We start from the raw sequence: 15,416 nt of genomic DNA on the forward strand, positions 1-15,416 counted from the left end.
ACAGGCTGACGGCAAGGGGGCACGGCGCAGCGTCTGTGCCCTTGTCGTTTGCCACGACAGCATTGGCGGCCCCGCCGGCGACGACGCCGGCGGGGCCGCCAGCGGAGAATTCCATGTTTGAAAAAATTCTGATTGCCAACCGGGGCGAGATTGCCCTGCGTATCCAGCGCGCCTGCCGCGAAATGGGCATCAAGACCGTGGTGGTGCATTCCGAGGCCGACCGCGAAGCCAAGTACGTGAAGCTGGCCGACGAGTCGGTTTGCATCGGCCCGGCGCCTAGCGGCAAGAGTTACCTGAACGTGCCGGCCCTGATCGCCGCCGCTGAAGTGACCGACTCCCAGGCCATCCATCCGGGTTACGGTTTTCTGTCGGAAAACGCCGACTTCGCCGAGCGCGTCGAGCAGTCCGGCTTCGTGTTCATCGGCCCGCGTCCGGACACCATCCGCCAGATGGGCGACAAGGTGTCCGCCAAGAACGCGATGATAGAGGCCGGCGTGCCCTGCGTGCCGGGCTCCGACGGCGCCTTGCCGGACGATCCGGCCGAAATCGTCAAGATCGCCAAGAAAATCGGTTTCCCGGTGATCATCAAGGCCGCCGGCGGCGGCGGCGGTCGCGGCATGCGCGTGGTGCATACCGAAGGCGCGCTGATCAATTCGGTGCAGATGACCCGCACCGAAGCCGGCGCGGCTTTCGGCAACCCCACCGTCTACATGGAAAAATTCCTGGAAGAGCCGCGCCACATCGAAATCCAGATCCTGGCCGACGAATACGGCAATGCCATCTATCTGGGCGAGCGCGACTGCTCGATGCAGCGCCGCCACCAGAAGATCATTGAGGAAGCGCCGGCGCCGGGCATCACCGACAAGCAGCGCCAGAAGATAGGCGAAGCCTGCGCCGAAGCTTGCCGACGCATCGGCTACCGCGGCGCCGGCACTTTCGAATTCCTGTTCGAGAAAGGCGAGTTCTACTTCATCGAGATGAATACCCGCGTGCAGGTTGAGCACCCGGTGACCGAGATGATTACCGGCATCGACATCGTGCAAGAGCAGATCCGCATCGCCGCCGGCGAGAAACTGCGCTACAAACAAAAAGACGTGGTGTTGCGCGGCCATGCGATGGAGTGCCGGATCAACGCCGAGGACCCGTTCACCTTCGTGCCGTCCCCGGGCAAGATCGAAAGCTACCATCCGGCCGGCGGCCCGGGCATTCGCATCGATTCGCATATTTACCAGGGCTACACCGTGCCTTCGCATTACGATTCCATGGTGGGCAAGCTGATCGCCTTCGGCGATACCCGCGAGCAGGCGATGGCGCGGATGCGGGTGGCGCTGTCGGAAATCTCCATTTCCGGCATCAAGACCAACATTCCGCTGCATCAGGAACTGTTCATGGACGCGGCCTTCCAACGCGGCGGCACGTGCATTCACTATCTGGAGCAGCGTTTGTCGCAGCAGAAAAAAGGGGGCGCGTGATGGCCTGGCTGCAAGCCACCATTGACGCCGAGTCAACCGTTGCCGAGCGTCTGGCCGACGCGTTGATGGACGCCGGCGCGCTGTCCACCGCGATCGAGGACGCTTTTGCCGGCACCGAGCGCGAAGAACCCATTTTCGGCGAGCCCGGCGAGCCGGTGGACAAGCTGTGGAGCCGCAGCCGCATCATCACCCTGTTTGATGAAGCGGCCGACGTGGCCCTGCTGATCGCCGCCGCCGCCAACGCCTGCGGCCTGAGCCTGCCCAGCTACAACGTGGAGCGGGTGGAAGAGCAGGATTGGGTGCGTCTGACCCAGTCGCAGTTTGATCCGATCCGGATTTCGGACCGGCTGTGGATCACGCCGACCTGGCACGAACCGCCGGCGCCGAACGCCGTCAACCTGCAACTGGACCCGGGCCTGGCTTTCGGCACCGGCAGCCATCCCACCACGCGCTTGTGTCTGCAGTGGCTGGACGCGCATCTGCAAGGCGGAGAAAGCGTGCTGGACTACGGTTGCGGCTCGGGCATCCTCGCCATCGCCGCGCTGAAGTTGGGCGCGGTTTCGGCCTTGGGCGTGGATATCGACCCGCAGGCGGTGCGGGCCAGCCAGGACAACGCCGAGCAGAACCAGGTCAAGGCGGATTTCCGCCTGCCGGACCAGAACCCGGAAGCGGTCTACGACGTGGTACTGGCCAATATTCTGGCCAATCCGCTGCGCATGTTGGGCCAGTTGCTGGCGAGCCACGTCAAAACCGGTGGTAGAATCGTGCTTTCAGGCATTCTCGCCGAACAAGCCGAAGAATTGTCGGCCATCTACGAACAATGGTTCCAGATGGACGCTCCGGTGTTCGACGAAGGATGGACCAGACTGACAGGAACCCGACGTCCCACGGTATGACATATACGACACAGTGCCCCAATTGCCAGACACGCTTCAAGGTCAATGATGCCCAATTAGCGGCCGCCAATGGCTTGGTGCGCTGCGGGCGCTGTTCGCATGTGTTCAACGCCACCGAGCACTTCGTCGCGGCGGAAGCGCCGCCGGCGGAGCCTCCGCGCGCCGTGGCGCCGCAGCCGGCCGTTCCGCAGCCGGCTGCCCAGCCTCGCGAGGCGCTGGACGATTTCGAGCTGGAAGTGCCGGATTTCGATCCGGGCGCCAGCGTGGCGGAAGCGCCGCCGGACGAATTGCTGATGCCGCCGCCGATGGCGGAGGAGGCCCCGGCCGCCCGCGCCGACGTCGAGGAGTTCCAGCGCGCTTTGGCGGAGGCGATGCAGAATCGCCATGTCAGCGCGCCGCTGGGCAACCCGTTTGACGCCGAGCCGCCTGCCGCCGCGGAGCCCGCGCCGGAGGTGTTCGGCAACCGTCGTCGCCCCGCGCCGGAGCCGGAAGCGGAAGCCGCGCCGGCAGCGATTGCTGAGCCCAAGTTTGAAGAGCCCCCCGCCAGACCGATGCAGGAAGCGCGCGTCGAGCCGCTGTCTAGCCACCGTGAGGACGTGCCGGACGAGTCGCCGCGGCGACGCCATCCGGCGCTAACCTTCCTGGCTGTCCTCGCCTCGGTGATAGGCGTGCTGGTGTTGGCCGGCCAATTGGTGTATTTCAACCGCACCCGGATCGCGGCGGAAGTGCCGGAGCTGCGTCCGACGCTGGAAAGCCTGTGCGGCGCCGTAGGCTGCGCGGTGCCTTGGCCCACCGACATCGCCCGCGTGCGCACCGAGTGGTCGGAATTGGCCTTCGTCCCGGATTTCCCCAATCTGATCCAGTTGTCCGCCACGCTGAAGAACCACGCCACTTACTCCCAGGCCTATCCGATGCTGGAAGTGACGCTGAAGGATTCGGACGATCAGGTGCTGATTCGCAAGGTGTTCGCGCCCAAGGAGTATTTGAAGGCCGACGATTTCAAGCTCGGCCACTTCAACTCCAACAGCGAGGTCAAGGTGACTATGCGGCTGGACGCGGGCAAGGTGCATGCGATGGGGTATAGCCTTTATTGGTTCTATCCTTAAGAGCCTGTTTACGATCTGCTACGCGTCGGCGATACGGCGTTAAAAACGCTTTCAGAATGCTCATGTACCACCTGTACATTCCGCTTCTTCAACCGTTTTTGCCTTGTCTCGCCCTAGCTCGCGAGATCGTAAACAGGCTCTAAGATCCATTGATCATCGTTTCCAGAACGACAAACAGGCCGGCATTTGCCGGCCTGTTTGCTTTTCCCGCTCAGAACAAGCTTATTGCCGCGCGGTGCGGGTGTTGCCCACCGGCATCTCGCCGCAATTGCTGCGGAAGGGGTTGATGTCCAGCCCGCCGCGGCGGGTGTAGCGCGCGTAGACGGTTAGCCGGCTGGGCGCGCAGGCGCGCAGCAGATCGGTGAAGATGCGTTCCACGCATTGCTCGTGGAATTCATTGTGTTGGCGGAAGCCTATCAGGTAGCGCAGCAGCGCCTCGCGGTCCAGTCGCGGGCCGGTGTAGCGGATTTGCACGCTGCCCCAGTCCGGCTGGCCGGTGACCAGGCAGTTGGATTTCAGCAGATGACTGCACAGCGTTTCGCTGACGACGTCGCCGGCGTCGGCGCGCAGGATTTGCGGGCAGGGCGCGTAGTTGTCCACCTCAATGTCCAGATCGTCGATGCAGTCGCCGGCCAGTTCGGCGATGGTTTCGCCGGCAAACTGTTGCGGCAGCATGATGTCGACGCCTATCGCCTTGCCGGCGGCGGCGGATAGGTCGTCGGCCAGTTGGCGGCGCAGCGCGTCCAGGCCGGCCATCCGGGTCTGGTTGTAGCTGTTCAGATAGAGCTTGAACGATTTAGATTCGATCAGCTTCGGGCTGTCGGCCGGAATGCGGAAGGTGGCGATCCCCACTTGCGGCTTGCCGCGTGCATTGAGCCAGGACAGCTCGAAACCGGTCCAGATGTCCACGCCGGCAAACGGCAGCGCGGCGGCGTCCACGCCGATTTCATCGCGCTTGACTTGGCGTGGGATCGGAAACAGCAGGCCGGGGGCGTAATGGTCCTGGTAGCTGACGGTTTTGCCCAGAGGCGATTGCTCCGGAGACATGGATTGAGTGTTCATGGCTTGAATTATATCGATTTTCAAAGAGGCCGCAGGTCGTGAGCCGCTTTTTAAAGCAGGCCCTTGCGCCACAGCGCCATCACATCCATGGTCAGCGCCACGCTGCAGTGCAAGGCGATGCCCAGCCAGATGGAGCGGTAGCGATAGCTGAGCGCGCCCAGCGCGACGCCGGCGACAATGGCGGCCAGGCTTTCCAGCAGCGGTTTTTCAAAATGGATCATGCAGTAGGGCAGTACCATCACGAAGACGGCGCTGACGCCCAGCCTGGGCTTGAGCCCATGCACCATATAGCCGCGAAAGAAGAATTCCAGCGCGGCGAATTGGGCGAAGTACAACAGCTCCCACAGCAGCCAGTGCGGCCACAGGCTTTCGCCGGCGCTAAGTCGGAAAAAAGGGTAGATCTTCAAAAAGCCCGGCTGTCCCGACGCCCACCATACCAGGGGCAGCATCACCGCGTAGAACAGCGGAAACAGCTTCAGGTCGGTTTTCAAGGCGGCGCGGTCCGGCCAGGCCAGGCCGAAGTCGGCCAGCGGGCGGCGGTCCAGCAGGCGGATGGCCAGCAGCGGCAGCAGGCAGTAGCTGGCGATGCTGGCCAGCGCCCAATAGGCGGCGCGGTAGAGATCGGTGTCCGGGTTGTGCACCACCTGCTGGCGGAAGGACAGGCCCAGCGCCGGCCACGATTGTTGCAGCCAGTCCAGCATCCAGTAGCGGTTGGCGGGGTAGTAGAGCAGGGTCAGGCATAGACAGCTCACCAGCAGCACGCCCGCGGCCTGGCGGTCGGCGGGCGTCAGGAAGGGCGTGCGCGGCAGGCTGCTCATGTTTAGCGTTCGCGGCGCATGAAGTCGCGCGGGCGGAAGCCGAGCGCGAACAGCGCGGCGAAATAGACGACCGCGCCGGCCGTCACCAGCAGGCTGAGCCAGGCCACGCGCAGCCAGGCTGGGCCGTGCCAGTGGATGGGCAGCAGCCATTGCAGCGCCAGCAAGGCGGCGGCCATGGCGGCGATGGCCACGGCCATTTTGCCGAGGAAGCCGCCCCAGCCGGCGGAGGGCTGGTAGATGCCGCGTCTGAGCAGCGCGCGCAGCAGCAGGCCGGCGTTGAGGCAGGAGGCGAGGCCGATGGACAGCGCCAGGCCGGCGTGCTTGAGCGGGAACACGAAGGCCAGGTTCATCACTTGGGTCAGGCACAGGGTGATCAGGGCGATGCGGACCGGGGTTTTGATGTCCTGGCGCGCGTAGAAGCCGGGCGCCAGCACTTTGACCAGAATCAGGCCGAGCAGGCCGAAGGAGTAGGCGATCACTGCCTGCTGCGACATCAGCGCGTCGTGGGCGGTGAATTTGCCGTAGGTGAACAGCGTGGCCAGCAGCGGGCCGGACAGCAGGCCCAGGCCCACCGTGGCCGGCACCGCCAGCAGCAACGACAGGCGGATGCCCCAGTCCAAGAGCACGCTGAACTCGCCGTCGGAGCGGGTGGCCGCGTGTTTGGATAGAGAGGGCAGCAGGATGGTGCCCAGCGCCACGCCCAGCACGCCGGAGGGGAACTCCATCAGCCGGTCCGCGTAATACATCCAGGACACGCTGCCGGTGGGCAGAAAGGAGGCGAAGGTCGAGTTGATCAGCAGCGAGATCTGCGCCACCGACACGCCGAAAATGGCCGGCCCCATCTGTTTGATCACACGCCAGACCGCCGGGTCGCGGAAGGCGAACACCGGGCGCGCCAGCATGCCTATCTGTTTCAGGAAGGGCAACTGCCACACCAGTTGCACCAGGCCGCCGACAAACACCGCCCAGGCCAGCGCCATGATGGGCGGATCAAAGTGGCTGCTGAAGAACAGCGCGAACACGATGAAGCTGAGGTTGAGAAAGGTGGGCGTGAAGGCCGGAATCGAGAACTTGCCCCAGCTGTTGAGCACGCTGCCAGTCATGGACGACAGCGAAATGAAGAAAATATAAGGGAAGGACACGCGCAGGATATCGGCGAACAGAGCCGCTTTGGCCGGTTCGCGGTAAAAGCCGGGCGCGGATATCCACATGATCAGAGGCGCGGCCAGCATGCCGACGGCGGTGACCAGCAGCAGCACCGAACCCAGCACGCCGGTGATTTTGGCGACGAATTCGCGGGTTTCCTCTTCGCTGCGCTGGTTCTTGTATTCGCCCAGAATGGGCACGAAAGCTTGCGAAAACGCGCCTTCGGCGAACAGGCGGCGCAGCATGTTGGGAATCTTGAAGGCGGCGTTGAAGGCGTCGGCGGCCATGCCGGCCCCGAAAACGCGAGCGATGATGGTGTCGCGGACCAGGCCCAGGATGCGGGACACCATGGTCATGCTGCTGACAGCAGCCAGAGCCTTGAGCAGATTCATGTTGCGGGTGGTTTATCTAGCGTTGAGCAGGCCCGCTAGTGTACGCCGCCAGGTTTATTGTTGCAAAACCTGAGTTTAGGGCTTAGAATCGCGGGTTTCAGATTCCGCTCATCAGGAGAAAGATTCATGGCTAACAGCGCACAAGCTCGCAAGCGTGCACGCACAGCCCTTAAGCAGCGCGCGCACAACGCCAGCCTGCGTACTGCATTCCGTACTGCAGTTAAGAAAGTGCTCAAGGCAGTTGAAGCCGGCGATAAAGCCGCTGCCAAGGTAGTGTTCCACACTTCCGAAAAAGTGATTGACCGCATTGCTGACAAGGGCGTGTTCCACAAGAACAAGGCCGCTCGTCACAAGAGCCGTCTGTCGGCTCAGATCAAGGCCATGGCCTGATCACAGCCCAGCGCTGAAGAATACGCAAAGGCTCCGCATCGCGGGGCCTTTTGTGTGTCTGGCGCATTGATTTCCCTGGGGGAGGCATGGCTATGTCTGGATGGACGGCTTGTGCGCTGGCTTTGTGCGCGGCGCAGACCCTGGCGGCGGAGCTGCCGCAGCAACTGGCCGAGTGCGGCCGCCTGGCGGACGCCAAGCTGCGTTTGGCCTGCTATGACGGACTAGCCGCCGGCCAGCCCGCGGCGGCCTTGCCTTCCCCCGCCGTTCCGTCCCAGGAGCGGCAGGTTTCGGCCGGCGGCGTTCCGCCGGACGCTGTACCGGCTCCCAGCCGGTTGACAGAAGCATGGGACTTGGACGGCCGCTCCCGCGGCGACACTTTCGGTTTCCGCTTGTACCGCCCCAATTACTATCTGCCGGTCTGGCAGATGGCCAAGCCCAACAACGAGCCGCAATCGCCAACCCGTGCGCCCAGTCAGACGCCGGGCGGGGATCTGGACAAGACCGAGGCCAAGTTCCAGCTGTCGTTCAAGACCAAGGTGTGGGAAGACATTTTCGATATCCCGCTGAACCTGTGGTTCGCCTACACCCAGCAATCGCATTGGCAAATCTACAACCAGGCGCATTCCGCGCCGTTCCGCGAGACCGACTACGAGCCGGAGCTGATTCTGACTTTCCCGTTGCCGTCCAATTGGGCCTGGGGTGACACCCGGCTGCGCATGGGCGGCCTGGGTTTGTTGCACCAGTCCAATGGCCGCGCCAATCCCTTGTCGCGCAGCTGGAACCGGGTGTATGCGATGGCGGCGTTGGACAACGGCCCGTTTACCCTGCAGGGGCGTTGGTGGGCGCGGCTGCCGGAGTCCGGCGACAAGGACGATAATCCGGACATCGTCAAATACATGGGCCGCGGCGATTTACAGGCGATCTACCAATATCGCGGCCAGACCTTCAGCGCCTTGTGGCGGCCCAATTTCGACAGCGGCAAGCACGGCTTGCAGCTGGATTGGAGCTTCCCGCTGAGGGGCAAGCTGCGCGGTTATGTGCAGGCTTTCGACGGCTATGGCGAAAACCTGATCGACTACAACGTGCGCACCCGCGCGGTGGGCCTTGGCCTGACGATGAGCGATTGGCTGGAGTGAGCCCTCGCGAGCTGTCCGGGACTGGAGTCCGCTGCGCGGCTGCTGGAAAGAATGTGAGCAGGCTGGCAGCGGGCCCGCCCATGGGCGGGCCCTGCGCTTATTGCAGCAGCGCGGCCGCTTGGCGCGCCATCTCGCCCTCCTCGTCGGTGGGCAGCACATAGGCGGCGCGCGCGCTGGCGGCGGTGGTCAGCCGCCTGGCCTGGGCCAGGTTGGCCGCCTGGTCGGCTTCAAAGCCCAGCCAGGCCAGCTGTTGCAGCACCCGGCCGCGCACCTCCGGCGAGTGCTCGCCCACGCCGGCGGTGAATACCAGCGCGTCCAGGCCTTTCATCGCCGCGGCCAGACTGGCCACTTCGCGCGCCACCCGGTAACAGAACAGCTCGATGGCTTCGCGCGCCGCCGGCAAATCGCTGGCCAGCAGTTCGCGCATATCGGATGACAGGCCGGAGACGCCGAGCAGGCCGGAGTTCTTGTACAGCTCGCGCCGCACATCGGCCACGCTCATGCCGGCCTGTTCCTGCCAGTAGAGAATGACTTCAGGGTCGATATAGCCGGGACGGCTGCCCATCATCAGTCCGTCCACCGCGGAGAAGCCCATGCTGGAGGCCATGCTGCGGCCGGCGTCCAGCGCGCAGGCGCTGGCGCCGCTGCCCAGGTGGCAGACCACCACCTTGGCGCGGTCCAGGCCCAGTTCCGGCAGCCGCCGCGCGATGGCGGCGTAGGACAGTCCGTGGAAGCCGTAGCGGCGCACCCCGTCGTCGTGCCAGTGGCGGGCAATGCCGAAGCGGGTGGCCACTTCCGGCTGCTGAGCGTGGAAGGCGGTGTCGAAGCAGGCGAACTGCGGCAAACGGGCGTCGTACTCTTCGAAGGCGGAAATCACGGACAGGCTGACCGGCTGATGCAGCGGCGCCAGCGCCACGTAGTCCTCCAGCTGGGCGCGGATGTCGGCGTCCAGCCGCACGGCGGCGGTGAAGCGGCCGCCGCCGTGCACCACCCGGTGCACCACGGCCAGCGGCTCCAGCTGCTGGTCGGCCAGGCTGTTGATCACCGCGGCGATGGCGTTGGCGCGGCCGCCGTCGTCCAGCGCGTGGCGGCTTAGCGTCTGGCCCTTGCCGTCCAGCAATTGCAGTTCCGGTTTGGCCTGGCCGAAGCGGTCCACCATGCCGCGCGCCAGCAATTGGCGCCCATCCGGTGCGAAGGCGCGGAATTTCAGCGTGGAGGAGCCGGCGTTGACGGCGAGCAGCACCCTGCTCATGGCCGCGGCCCGCTTTGCCGGCGCTTGTGCGCCAGCAAATTGGCCACGGCGGCGGAGGCGAGGCGGCCGTTGGCGTCGTCGGCGCGGCTGGTCAGCACGATGGGCGCGCGCGCGCCCATCACGATGCCGGCCGAAGCCGCGGCGGCGAGATAGGTCAGCTGCTTGCCCAGCATATTGCCGGCTTCCAGGTCCGGCACCAGCAGGATGTCCGGGTCGCCGGCCACCGGCGAGACGATGCCTTTGCTGTCGGCGGCTTCGCGCGAGATGGCGTTGTCGAAGGCCAGCGGGCCGTCGAGGATGGCGCCGGTGATCTGGCCGCGATCCGCCATCTTGCACAGCGCGGCGGCGTCCAGTGTGGAGCGCATCGCCGGATTGATGGTTTCCACCGCCGCCAGGATGGCCACCTTGGGCTGGGAAATGCCCAGCGCCTGGGTCAGGTCGATGGCGTTCTGACAGATGTCGCGCTTGGTCATCAGGTCCGGCTCGATATTGATCGCGGCGTCGGTGATGAACAGATAGCGCGGATAGGTTTCCACTTTCATGATCCAAACGTGGCTGATGCGGCGGTCGGTACGGATGCCGGTGCCGCGCGCCAGCGCTTCGCCCATGAATTCGTCGGTGTGCAAGCTGCCCTTCATCAGAATGTCGGCGTAGCCTTCGCGCACCAGGGTCACCGCCTGTTCGGCGGCGGCATGGCTGTGCGGCACGTCGACCAGCTCAAAGCGCTTCAGGTCCACTTCCAGTTCGTCGGCCAACTTGGCCAGCCTGGCGGCGGGGGCGACCAGAATGGGAGTGGCGATGCCGTGGTCGGCTGCCTCCACCGCGCCTAGCAGCGCTTCGCGGCTGCAGGGGTGGGCCACGGCCATCGGCAGCGGGCCCAGGCCGACGGCCTGTTGGAGGATGTCGGAAAAAGCGTGTTCGTCGCGAGTCATGGTGTGTCTCCTCAAGCCTTGATGTGGTGGCCGCCGTCGACATAGATGGTCTGACCGGTCAGGCCGCGGGCGGCTTCGGAGATCAGGAAGGCGCAGGTGGTGCCTACGTCCTCGATTTCCACCAGGCGGTTTTGCGGCGCTCGCGCGATGGCATCTTCGATCAATTGGTCGAAGTGGGCAATGCCGGAGGCGGCGCGAGTGCGCAGCGGGCCGGGAGACACCGCGTGCACGCGGATGTTCTTGGGGCCCAGTTCGCTGGCCAGATAGCGCGACACGCTTTCCAGCGCAGCCTTGACCGGGCCCATGATGTTGTAGTTCTCCACCACCTTGTCGGCGCCGTAATAGCTCATGGTGATCAGGCTGCCGCCCTGAATCATCAAGGGCTCGGCCAGACGCGCCATCTCGATGAAGGAGTAGCAGGACACGCGCATCGCCTGCTGGAAGCCGGCTTGGGAACAGTCGGTGACGCGGCCGTGCAGATCGTCCATGGGGCAGAAGGCGATGGAGTGAATGACGAAATCCAGTTTGCCCCATTGCTGGCGAATCGCCTCGAACACCGCTTCCATTTGCCCCGGCTGTTCCACGTCCAGCGGCAGCACCAGCGGCGAGCCCAGTTGGTCGGCCAGCGGACGCACGTATTTTTCCGCTTTCTGGTTCAGGTAGGTGACGGCGAATTCGGCGCCCAGGTCGCGCAGCACGCTGGCGCAGCCGTAGGCGATGCTGTTTTCATTGGCGATGCCGACGATCAAGCCTTTCTTGCCGGCAAGAATGTTGCGAATGCTTTCCATCTGACCCTCTTGGTAAACCATGTGACCTCCGGGATTTGTAGGGTTGCAGGGCAGTATTGCGGGCTAATGAAGCAAAGGGATTTTTGTATTGACGATTCAGTCGGATATAATCGACGATTTGGCGGGAACGAAGGCTTGATCTCAAGGCGCTTCGTCCGCATCTGTCCGACTAGGCATGCCGAGCGTAAGTTCACGCTCGGATAGTGCAGTGCAGCATGAGTTCGGTTTATTATGCCATCATGATTACTGGTGGGGAAGCAAAGCTATGCCAATCTACGAATACCGTTGCGGCGCCTGCGGCGTCGCCAAAGAGCATCTGCAAAAACTCAGCGACGAGCCGATCGCGCAGTGCCCTGCCTGCGGCAGCGCCGAGTATCGCAAGCAGCTGTCCGCGGCCGGCTTCCAGCTGAAAGGTTCCGGCTGGTACGCCACGGACTTCAAGGGCGGCTCGTCCTCCGCGTCGTCGGACAGCGCGTCTTCTGACAGCGGCGGCGGACATAGTTGCGGCACTGGCTGTGGGTGCGCGTAAACCCCGATGACGCCGCAAATCAAAATGACGCTAAAGGGGTATCTGGTCACCGGCTTGCTGGTGTGGCTGCCCCTGGCCGTGACGCTGTGGGTGTTGAACCTGATCGTCACTTCGCTGGACCAGACTCTGAACCTGTTGCCGCAGGAATGGCAGCCGGAGGCCTTGCTCGGCTTCCATCTGCCGGGCCTGGGCGTGGTGCTGTCGGTGCTGATCCTGCTGGGCACCGGCATGTTGGCCGCCAATGTGCTGGGCCAGCGCGTGCTGGACATGTGGGATGCGCTGCTGTCGCGCATCCCGGTGGTGAAGAGCATTTACAACAGCGTCAAGCAAGTCAGCGACACCTTGCTGTCCGACTCCGGCCAGGCCTTCAAGAAGGCGCTGCTGGTGCAGTTCCCTCACTCCGGCATGTGGACGGTGGCGTTTCAGACCGGCCCGCTGCCTGAAGTCGTGTCCGAATCGCTGTCCGACGACGAGTTCATCGGGGTCTACGTGCCCACCATCCCCAACCCGACTTCGGGTTATTTCGTGATGGTGGCCAAGAAGGACACCCGCGACCTGAACATGAGCGTGGACGAGGCGTTGAAATACGCGATCTCCATGGGCATGGTGGCGCCGAACCCGCCGCCGGCCGCTCAGCGTCCACGTCTGAACGACGAACATAATCGGCAGGGCTAGACCGACACCCTGTCTAGCCCTTAACGCCTTTCTTTCCCCCGGGCGGGGAAGCCTCAACGAATTTGAATAAAAGGGTTTACCCAAATGCGTACCGACTATTGCGGACTTATTGACAAGAAATACCTCGGCCAGACCGTCACCGTGAAGGGCTGGGCTCATCGCCGCCGCGACCATGGCGGCGTGATTTTCATCGACCTGCGCGACCGCGAAGGTCTGGTGCAGGTGGTGATTGATCCGGACACCCCGGAAGCGTTTCAACTGGCCGACAGCAGCCGCGGCGAATACGTGCTGTCCATCACCGGCATCGTGCGCGAGCGCCCGGCCGGCACCGCCAACAGCAAGATGATTTCCGGCGAGATCGAAATCCTGGCCAAGGACATCGAAATCCTCAACGCCGCCGCCACGCCGCCGTTCCAGATCGACGACGAAAACCTGTCCGAGAACGTGCGCCTGACCAACCGCGTGATCGATCTGCGCCGCCCGGCGATGCAGAAAAACCTGCGTTTGCGCTACAAGGTGGCGATGGGCGTGCGCAACCATCTGGACAAGCAGGGCTTCATCGACATCGAAACCCCGATGCTGACCCGCTCCACACCGGAAGGCGCGCGGGATTACCTGGTGCCGTCCCGCGTGCATCCGGGCGAATTCTTCGCGTTGCCGCAATCGCCGCAGCTGTTCAAGCAATTGTTGATGGTGGCCGGCTTTGACCGCTACTACCAGATCACCAAGTGCTTCCGCGACGAAGACCTGCGCGCCGACCGTCAGCCTGAATTCACCCAGATCGATATCGAGACCTCGTTCCTGAACGAGGACCAGATCATGGACATCACCGAGGGCATGACCAAGGAGATCTTCCGCGACGTGCTGGGCGTGGAGCTGCCGCAGTTCCCGCGCATGACTTACGCCGACGCGATGTTCTACTACGGCTCCGACAAGCCGGACATGCGCGTGGACCTGAAATTCACCGAACTGACCGATGTGATGAAGTCGGAAGAGTTCAAGGTGTTCCGCGGCGCCGCCGACATGGCCAATGGTCGCGTGGTGGCCCTGCGCGTGCCGGGCGGTTCCGGCCTCAGCCGTAAGGAAATCGACGACTACACCCAGTTCGTCGGCATCTACGGCGCCAAGGGCCTGGCTTACATCAAGGTCAACGACGCCAGCAAGCCGACTGAAGAAGGCCTGCAGTCGCCCATCGTCAAGTTCCTGTCCGAGGGCGGCCTGAAAGCCATCATCGAGCGCACCGGCGCGCAAAACGGCGACATCATCTTCTTCGGCGCGGACAAGGCCAAGGTGGTGAACGAGGCCATCGGCGCGCTGCGCATCAAGATCGGCCACGAGCATGGCCTGGCCAACGGCTACTTCGTCAAGGAATGGCGTCCGCTGTGGGTGGTGGACTTCCCGATGTTCGAGCACGACGAGGACGACGATCGCTGGACCGCTTGCCACCATCCGTTCACCAGCCCGAAGCCGGGTCACGAGGACCTGATGGCCACCGATCCGGGCGCCTGCCTGGCGCGCGCCTACGATATGGTGCTGAACGGCTGGGAAATCGGCGGCGGCTCCATCCGTATCCATCGCGCCGACATCCAGGAAAAAGTGTTCGGCGCGCTGAAGATCAGCCCGGAAGAGCAACAGAACAAGTTCGGCTTCCTGCTGGACAACCTGAAGTTCGGCGCGCCGCCGCACGGCGGCCTGGCCTTCGGTCTGGATCGCCTGGTGACGCTGATGTGCGGCGCGGAATCCATCCGCGACGTGATCGCCTTCCCGAAAACCCAGCGCGCCCAGTGCCTGCTGACCAACGCGCCCAACGCGGTGGACGACAAGCAACTGCGCGAACTGAACCTGCGTCTGCGCCAGAAGGCCGAGCCGTCCGCTTGATGCCGGTTTGATCCGACGATAACGGCCGTTGCGCAAGCAGCGGCCGTTTTTCATTCGGCGGCTCTCGGCGTCCTTGGCTTGAACCTTGCGCTTTTGGCCCAATCTAATAGCGGCCTCATACTTGACGCGAGCGCCTGCCGGGCCGGCATTGCAAAACTTTATCGCAACGATATGGATTTACAATTTGCCGATATCGGCGGGCCTGATTTATAAAGCCTCGCATTCCGCCGCGTTTCCCGACGCCCGATCAGGGAAGCGCAGTCATACCAAGACCTTTAAGGAGATCCGCAATGGCCGTACTCGTTGGCAAACAAGCCCCCTTCTTCGATGGCGCGAAAACCTTCTCCGCCGTGCTGGGCGATGGTCAGATCGTTGACAACTACTCCTTCAAGCAAGCTACCGCCGGCAAGTACGCGGTAGTATTCTTCTACCCGCTGGACTTCACCTTCGTGTGCCCGTCCGAACTGATCGCTTTCGACCACCGTCTGGCCGACTTCAAAGCCAAGAACGTGGAAGTAATCGGCGTGTCCATCGACAGCCAGTTCACCCACGCCGCATGGCGCAACACCCCGGTGGAAAAAGGCGGCATTGGCCAGGTTGGTTACACCCTGGTGGCCGATATTCAGCACGAACTGTGCAAGGCCTTCGACGTGGAAGCCGATGGCGGCGTCGCTTTCCGCGGTTCTTTCCTGATCGACCGCTCCGGCGTGGTGCAGCACCAAGTGGTGAACAACCTGCCGCTGGGCCGCAACGTCGACGAAATGCTGCGCATGGTTGACGCGCTGCAATTCACCGAAGAGCACGGCGAAGTGTGCCCGGCGGGTTGGAACAAGGGTAAGAAAGGCATGAAGCCGAGCGCCGAGGGCGTGGCTTCCTACCTGGCTGAAAACGCCAAGGACCTGTAATTCGTCGTAAACGGATTGCGTCCGACCCTGCCCCGCGCG

General features: G+C 63.6%; 15 protein-coding genes. 9 read left to right on the plus strand and 6 right to left on the minus strand.

Going from position 1 to position 15,416, the window contains the following annotated elements; genetic code table 11:
- Window positions 1-113 precede the first annotated feature (113 nt).
- From accC to GYH29_RS03240, 3 genes are read left to right on the plus strand one after another with little or no spacing between them, the layout of a single operon-like run.
- The gene (gene accC, locus GYH29_RS03230; protein WP_019103345.1) at window positions 114-1,472 is read left to right on the plus strand and encodes an acetyl-CoA carboxylase biotin carboxylase subunit; all 1,359 of its coding nucleotides are present in this window, start codon (window positions 114-116) and stop codon (window positions 1,470-1,472) included.
- Window positions 1,472-2,368, plus strand: a complete 897-nt coding sequence (prmA, locus tag GYH29_RS03235) for a 50S ribosomal protein L11 methyltransferase (RefSeq protein ID WP_043592855.1) — start codon at window positions 1,472-1,474, stop codon at window positions 2,366-2,368. Before accC ends, prmA begins: the two co-directional genes overlap by 1 nt.
- Window positions 2,365-3,474 carry a DUF3426 domain-containing protein gene (locus GYH29_RS03240; protein WP_043592853.1) on the plus strand — a complete coding sequence of 370 codons (1,110 nt, stop codon included), beginning with the start codon at window positions 2,365-2,367 and terminating at the stop codon, window positions 3,472-3,474. Before prmA ends, GYH29_RS03240 begins: the two co-directional genes overlap by 4 nt.
- Window positions 3,475-3,696: 222 nt before the next feature.
- Here the strand turns inward: GYH29_RS03240 and queF are convergent, their stop codons facing one another.
- Genes queF through murJ form a run of 3 tightly spaced genes read right to left on the minus strand, consistent with a single transcriptional unit; the run spans window position 3,697 to window position 6,892 of the window.
- Entirely contained in the window at window positions 3,697-4,536 is an 840-nt protein-coding gene (queF, locus tag GYH29_RS03245; RefSeq protein WP_081576184.1) for an NADPH-dependent 7-cyano-7-deazaguanine reductase QueF, read from the minus strand.
- A gap of 50 nt (window positions 4,537-4,586) precedes the next feature.
- Window positions 4,587-5,354, minus strand: coding sequence for a CPBP family intramembrane glutamic endopeptidase (locus GYH29_RS03250; protein ID WP_019103349.1), 768 nt, complete (start codon window positions 5,352-5,354; stop codon window positions 4,587-4,589).
- 2 nt (window positions 5,355-5,356) lie between these two features.
- On the minus strand, window positions 5,357-6,892 hold the full coding sequence (gene murJ, locus GYH29_RS03255; protein WP_019103350.1) for a murein biosynthesis integral membrane protein MurJ: 1,536 nt from the start codon (window positions 6,890-6,892) through the stop codon (window positions 5,357-5,359).
- Between the two features lie 126 nt (window positions 6,893-7,018).
- Between murJ and rpsT the strand changes: the two genes are divergently transcribed.
- Both rpsT and GYH29_RS03265 read left to right on the plus strand, forming a co-directional pair.
- Window positions 7,019-7,282, plus strand: coding sequence for a 30S ribosomal protein S20 (gene rpsT, locus GYH29_RS03260; protein WP_039756090.1), 264 nt, complete (start codon window positions 7,019-7,021; stop codon window positions 7,280-7,282).
- A gap of 92 nt (window positions 7,283-7,374) precedes the next feature.
- Window positions 7,375-8,418, plus strand: a complete 1,044-nt coding sequence (locus tag GYH29_RS03265; protein ID WP_043592845.1) for a phospholipase A — start codon at window positions 7,375-7,377, stop codon at window positions 8,416-8,418.
- A gap of 97 nt (window positions 8,419-8,515) precedes the next feature.
- Here the strand turns inward: GYH29_RS03265 and GYH29_RS03270 are convergent, their stop codons facing one another.
- The 3 genes from GYH29_RS03270 to fabI are packed head-to-tail and all read right to left on the minus strand — an operon-like array spanning window position 8,516 to window position 11,390.
- Entirely contained in the window at window positions 8,516-9,670 is a 1,155-nt protein-coding gene (locus GYH29_RS03270; RefSeq protein ID WP_043592843.1) for an acetate/propionate family kinase, read from the minus strand.
- Complete coding sequence (locus GYH29_RS03275; protein ID WP_019103354.1) at window positions 9,667-10,602, minus strand: phosphate acetyltransferase; 936 nt, start codon at window positions 10,600-10,602, stop codon at window positions 9,667-9,669. Before GYH29_RS03275 ends, GYH29_RS03270 begins: the two co-directional genes overlap by 4 nt.
- Before the next feature lie 11 nt (window positions 10,603-10,613).
- On the minus strand, window positions 10,614-11,390 hold the full coding sequence (gene fabI, locus GYH29_RS03280; protein WP_039756093.1) for an enoyl-ACP reductase FabI: 777 nt from the start codon (window positions 11,388-11,390) through the stop codon (window positions 10,614-10,616).
- A 265-nt stretch (window positions 11,391-11,655) separates the two neighbouring features.
- Between fabI and GYH29_RS03285 the strand changes: the two genes are divergently transcribed.
- From GYH29_RS03285 to GYH29_RS03300, 4 genes are all read left to right on the plus strand, one after another.
- Complete coding sequence (locus GYH29_RS03285) at window positions 11,656-11,919, plus strand: FmdB family zinc ribbon protein (protein ID WP_019103356.1); 264 nt, start codon at window positions 11,656-11,658, stop codon at window positions 11,917-11,919.
- A 24-nt stretch (window positions 11,920-11,943) separates the two neighbouring features.
- Window positions 11,944-12,594 (plus strand): DUF502 domain-containing protein, encoded by a 651-nt coding sequence (locus GYH29_RS03290; protein WP_232060504.1) that lies wholly within the window; start codon window positions 11,944-11,946, stop codon window positions 12,592-12,594.
- Window positions 12,595-12,678: 84 nt separating this feature from the next.
- Window positions 12,679-14,472 carry an aspartate--tRNA ligase gene (aspS, locus tag GYH29_RS03295; protein ID WP_019103358.1) on the plus strand — a complete coding sequence of 598 codons (1,794 nt, stop codon included), beginning with the start codon at window positions 12,679-12,681 and terminating at the stop codon, window positions 14,470-14,472.
- Between the two features lie 290 nt (window positions 14,473-14,762).
- A complete protein-coding gene (locus tag GYH29_RS03300) occupies window positions 14,763-15,377 on the plus strand; it encodes a peroxiredoxin (protein ID WP_019103359.1) in 615 nt (204 codons plus the stop codon).
- Window positions 15,378-15,416 lie beyond the last annotated feature (39 nt).

Source organism: Chromobacterium haemolyticum, assembly GCF_009936155.1.
In the GTDB taxonomy this organism is placed as follows: Bacteria; Pseudomonadota; Gammaproteobacteria; order Burkholderiales; family Chromobacteriaceae; genus Chromobacterium; species Chromobacterium haemolyticum.

Bases quoted from the DNA above. Each gene is read 5' to 3' on its own strand.
- accC (WP_019103345.1), top strand. From the start codon at position 114: ATGTTTGAAAAAATTCTGATTGCCAACCGGGGCGAGATTGCCCTGCGT.
- prmA (WP_043592855.1), top strand. From the start codon at position 1,472: ATGGCCTGGCTGCAAGCCACCATTGACGCCGAGTCAACCGTTGCCGAG.
- GYH29_RS03240 (WP_043592853.1), top strand. From the start codon at position 2,365: ATGACATATACGACACAGTGCCCCAATTGCCAGACACGCTTCAAGGTC.
- queF (WP_081576184.1), bottom strand. From the start codon at position 4,536: ATGAACACTCAATCCATGTCTCCGGAGCAATCGCCTCTGGGCAAAACC.
- GYH29_RS03250 (WP_019103349.1), bottom strand. From the start codon at position 5,354: ATGAGCAGCCTGCCGCGCACGCCCTTCCTGACGCCCGCCGACCGCCAG.
- murJ (WP_019103350.1), bottom strand. From the start codon at position 6,892: ATGAATCTGCTCAAGGCTCTGGCTGCTGTCAGCAGCATGACCATGGTG.
- rpsT (WP_039756090.1), top strand. From the start codon at position 7,019: ATGGCTAACAGCGCACAAGCTCGCAAGCGTGCACGCACAGCCCTTAAG.
- GYH29_RS03265 (WP_043592845.1), top strand. From the start codon at position 7,375: ATGTCTGGATGGACGGCTTGTGCGCTGGCTTTGTGCGCGGCGCAGACC.
- GYH29_RS03270 (WP_043592843.1), bottom strand. From the start codon at position 9,670: ATGAGCAGGGTGCTGCTCGCCGTCAACGCCGGCTCCTCCACGCTGAAA.
- GYH29_RS03275 (WP_019103354.1), bottom strand. From the start codon at position 10,602: ATGACTCGCGACGAACACGCTTTTTCCGACATCCTCCAACAGGCCGTC.
- fabI (WP_039756093.1), bottom strand. From the start codon at position 11,390: ATGGAAAGCATTCGCAACATTCTTGCCGGCAAGAAAGGCTTGATCGTC.
- GYH29_RS03285 (WP_019103356.1), top strand. From the start codon at position 11,656: ATGCCAATCTACGAATACCGTTGCGGCGCCTGCGGCGTCGCCAAAGAG.
- GYH29_RS03290 (WP_232060504.1), top strand. From the start codon at position 11,944: ATGACGCTAAAGGGGTATCTGGTCACCGGCTTGCTGGTGTGGCTGCCC.
- aspS (WP_019103358.1), top strand. From the start codon at position 12,679: ATGCGTACCGACTATTGCGGACTTATTGACAAGAAATACCTCGGCCAG.
- GYH29_RS03300 (WP_019103359.1), top strand. From the start codon at position 14,763: ATGGCCGTACTCGTTGGCAAACAAGCCCCCTTCTTCGATGGCGCGAAA.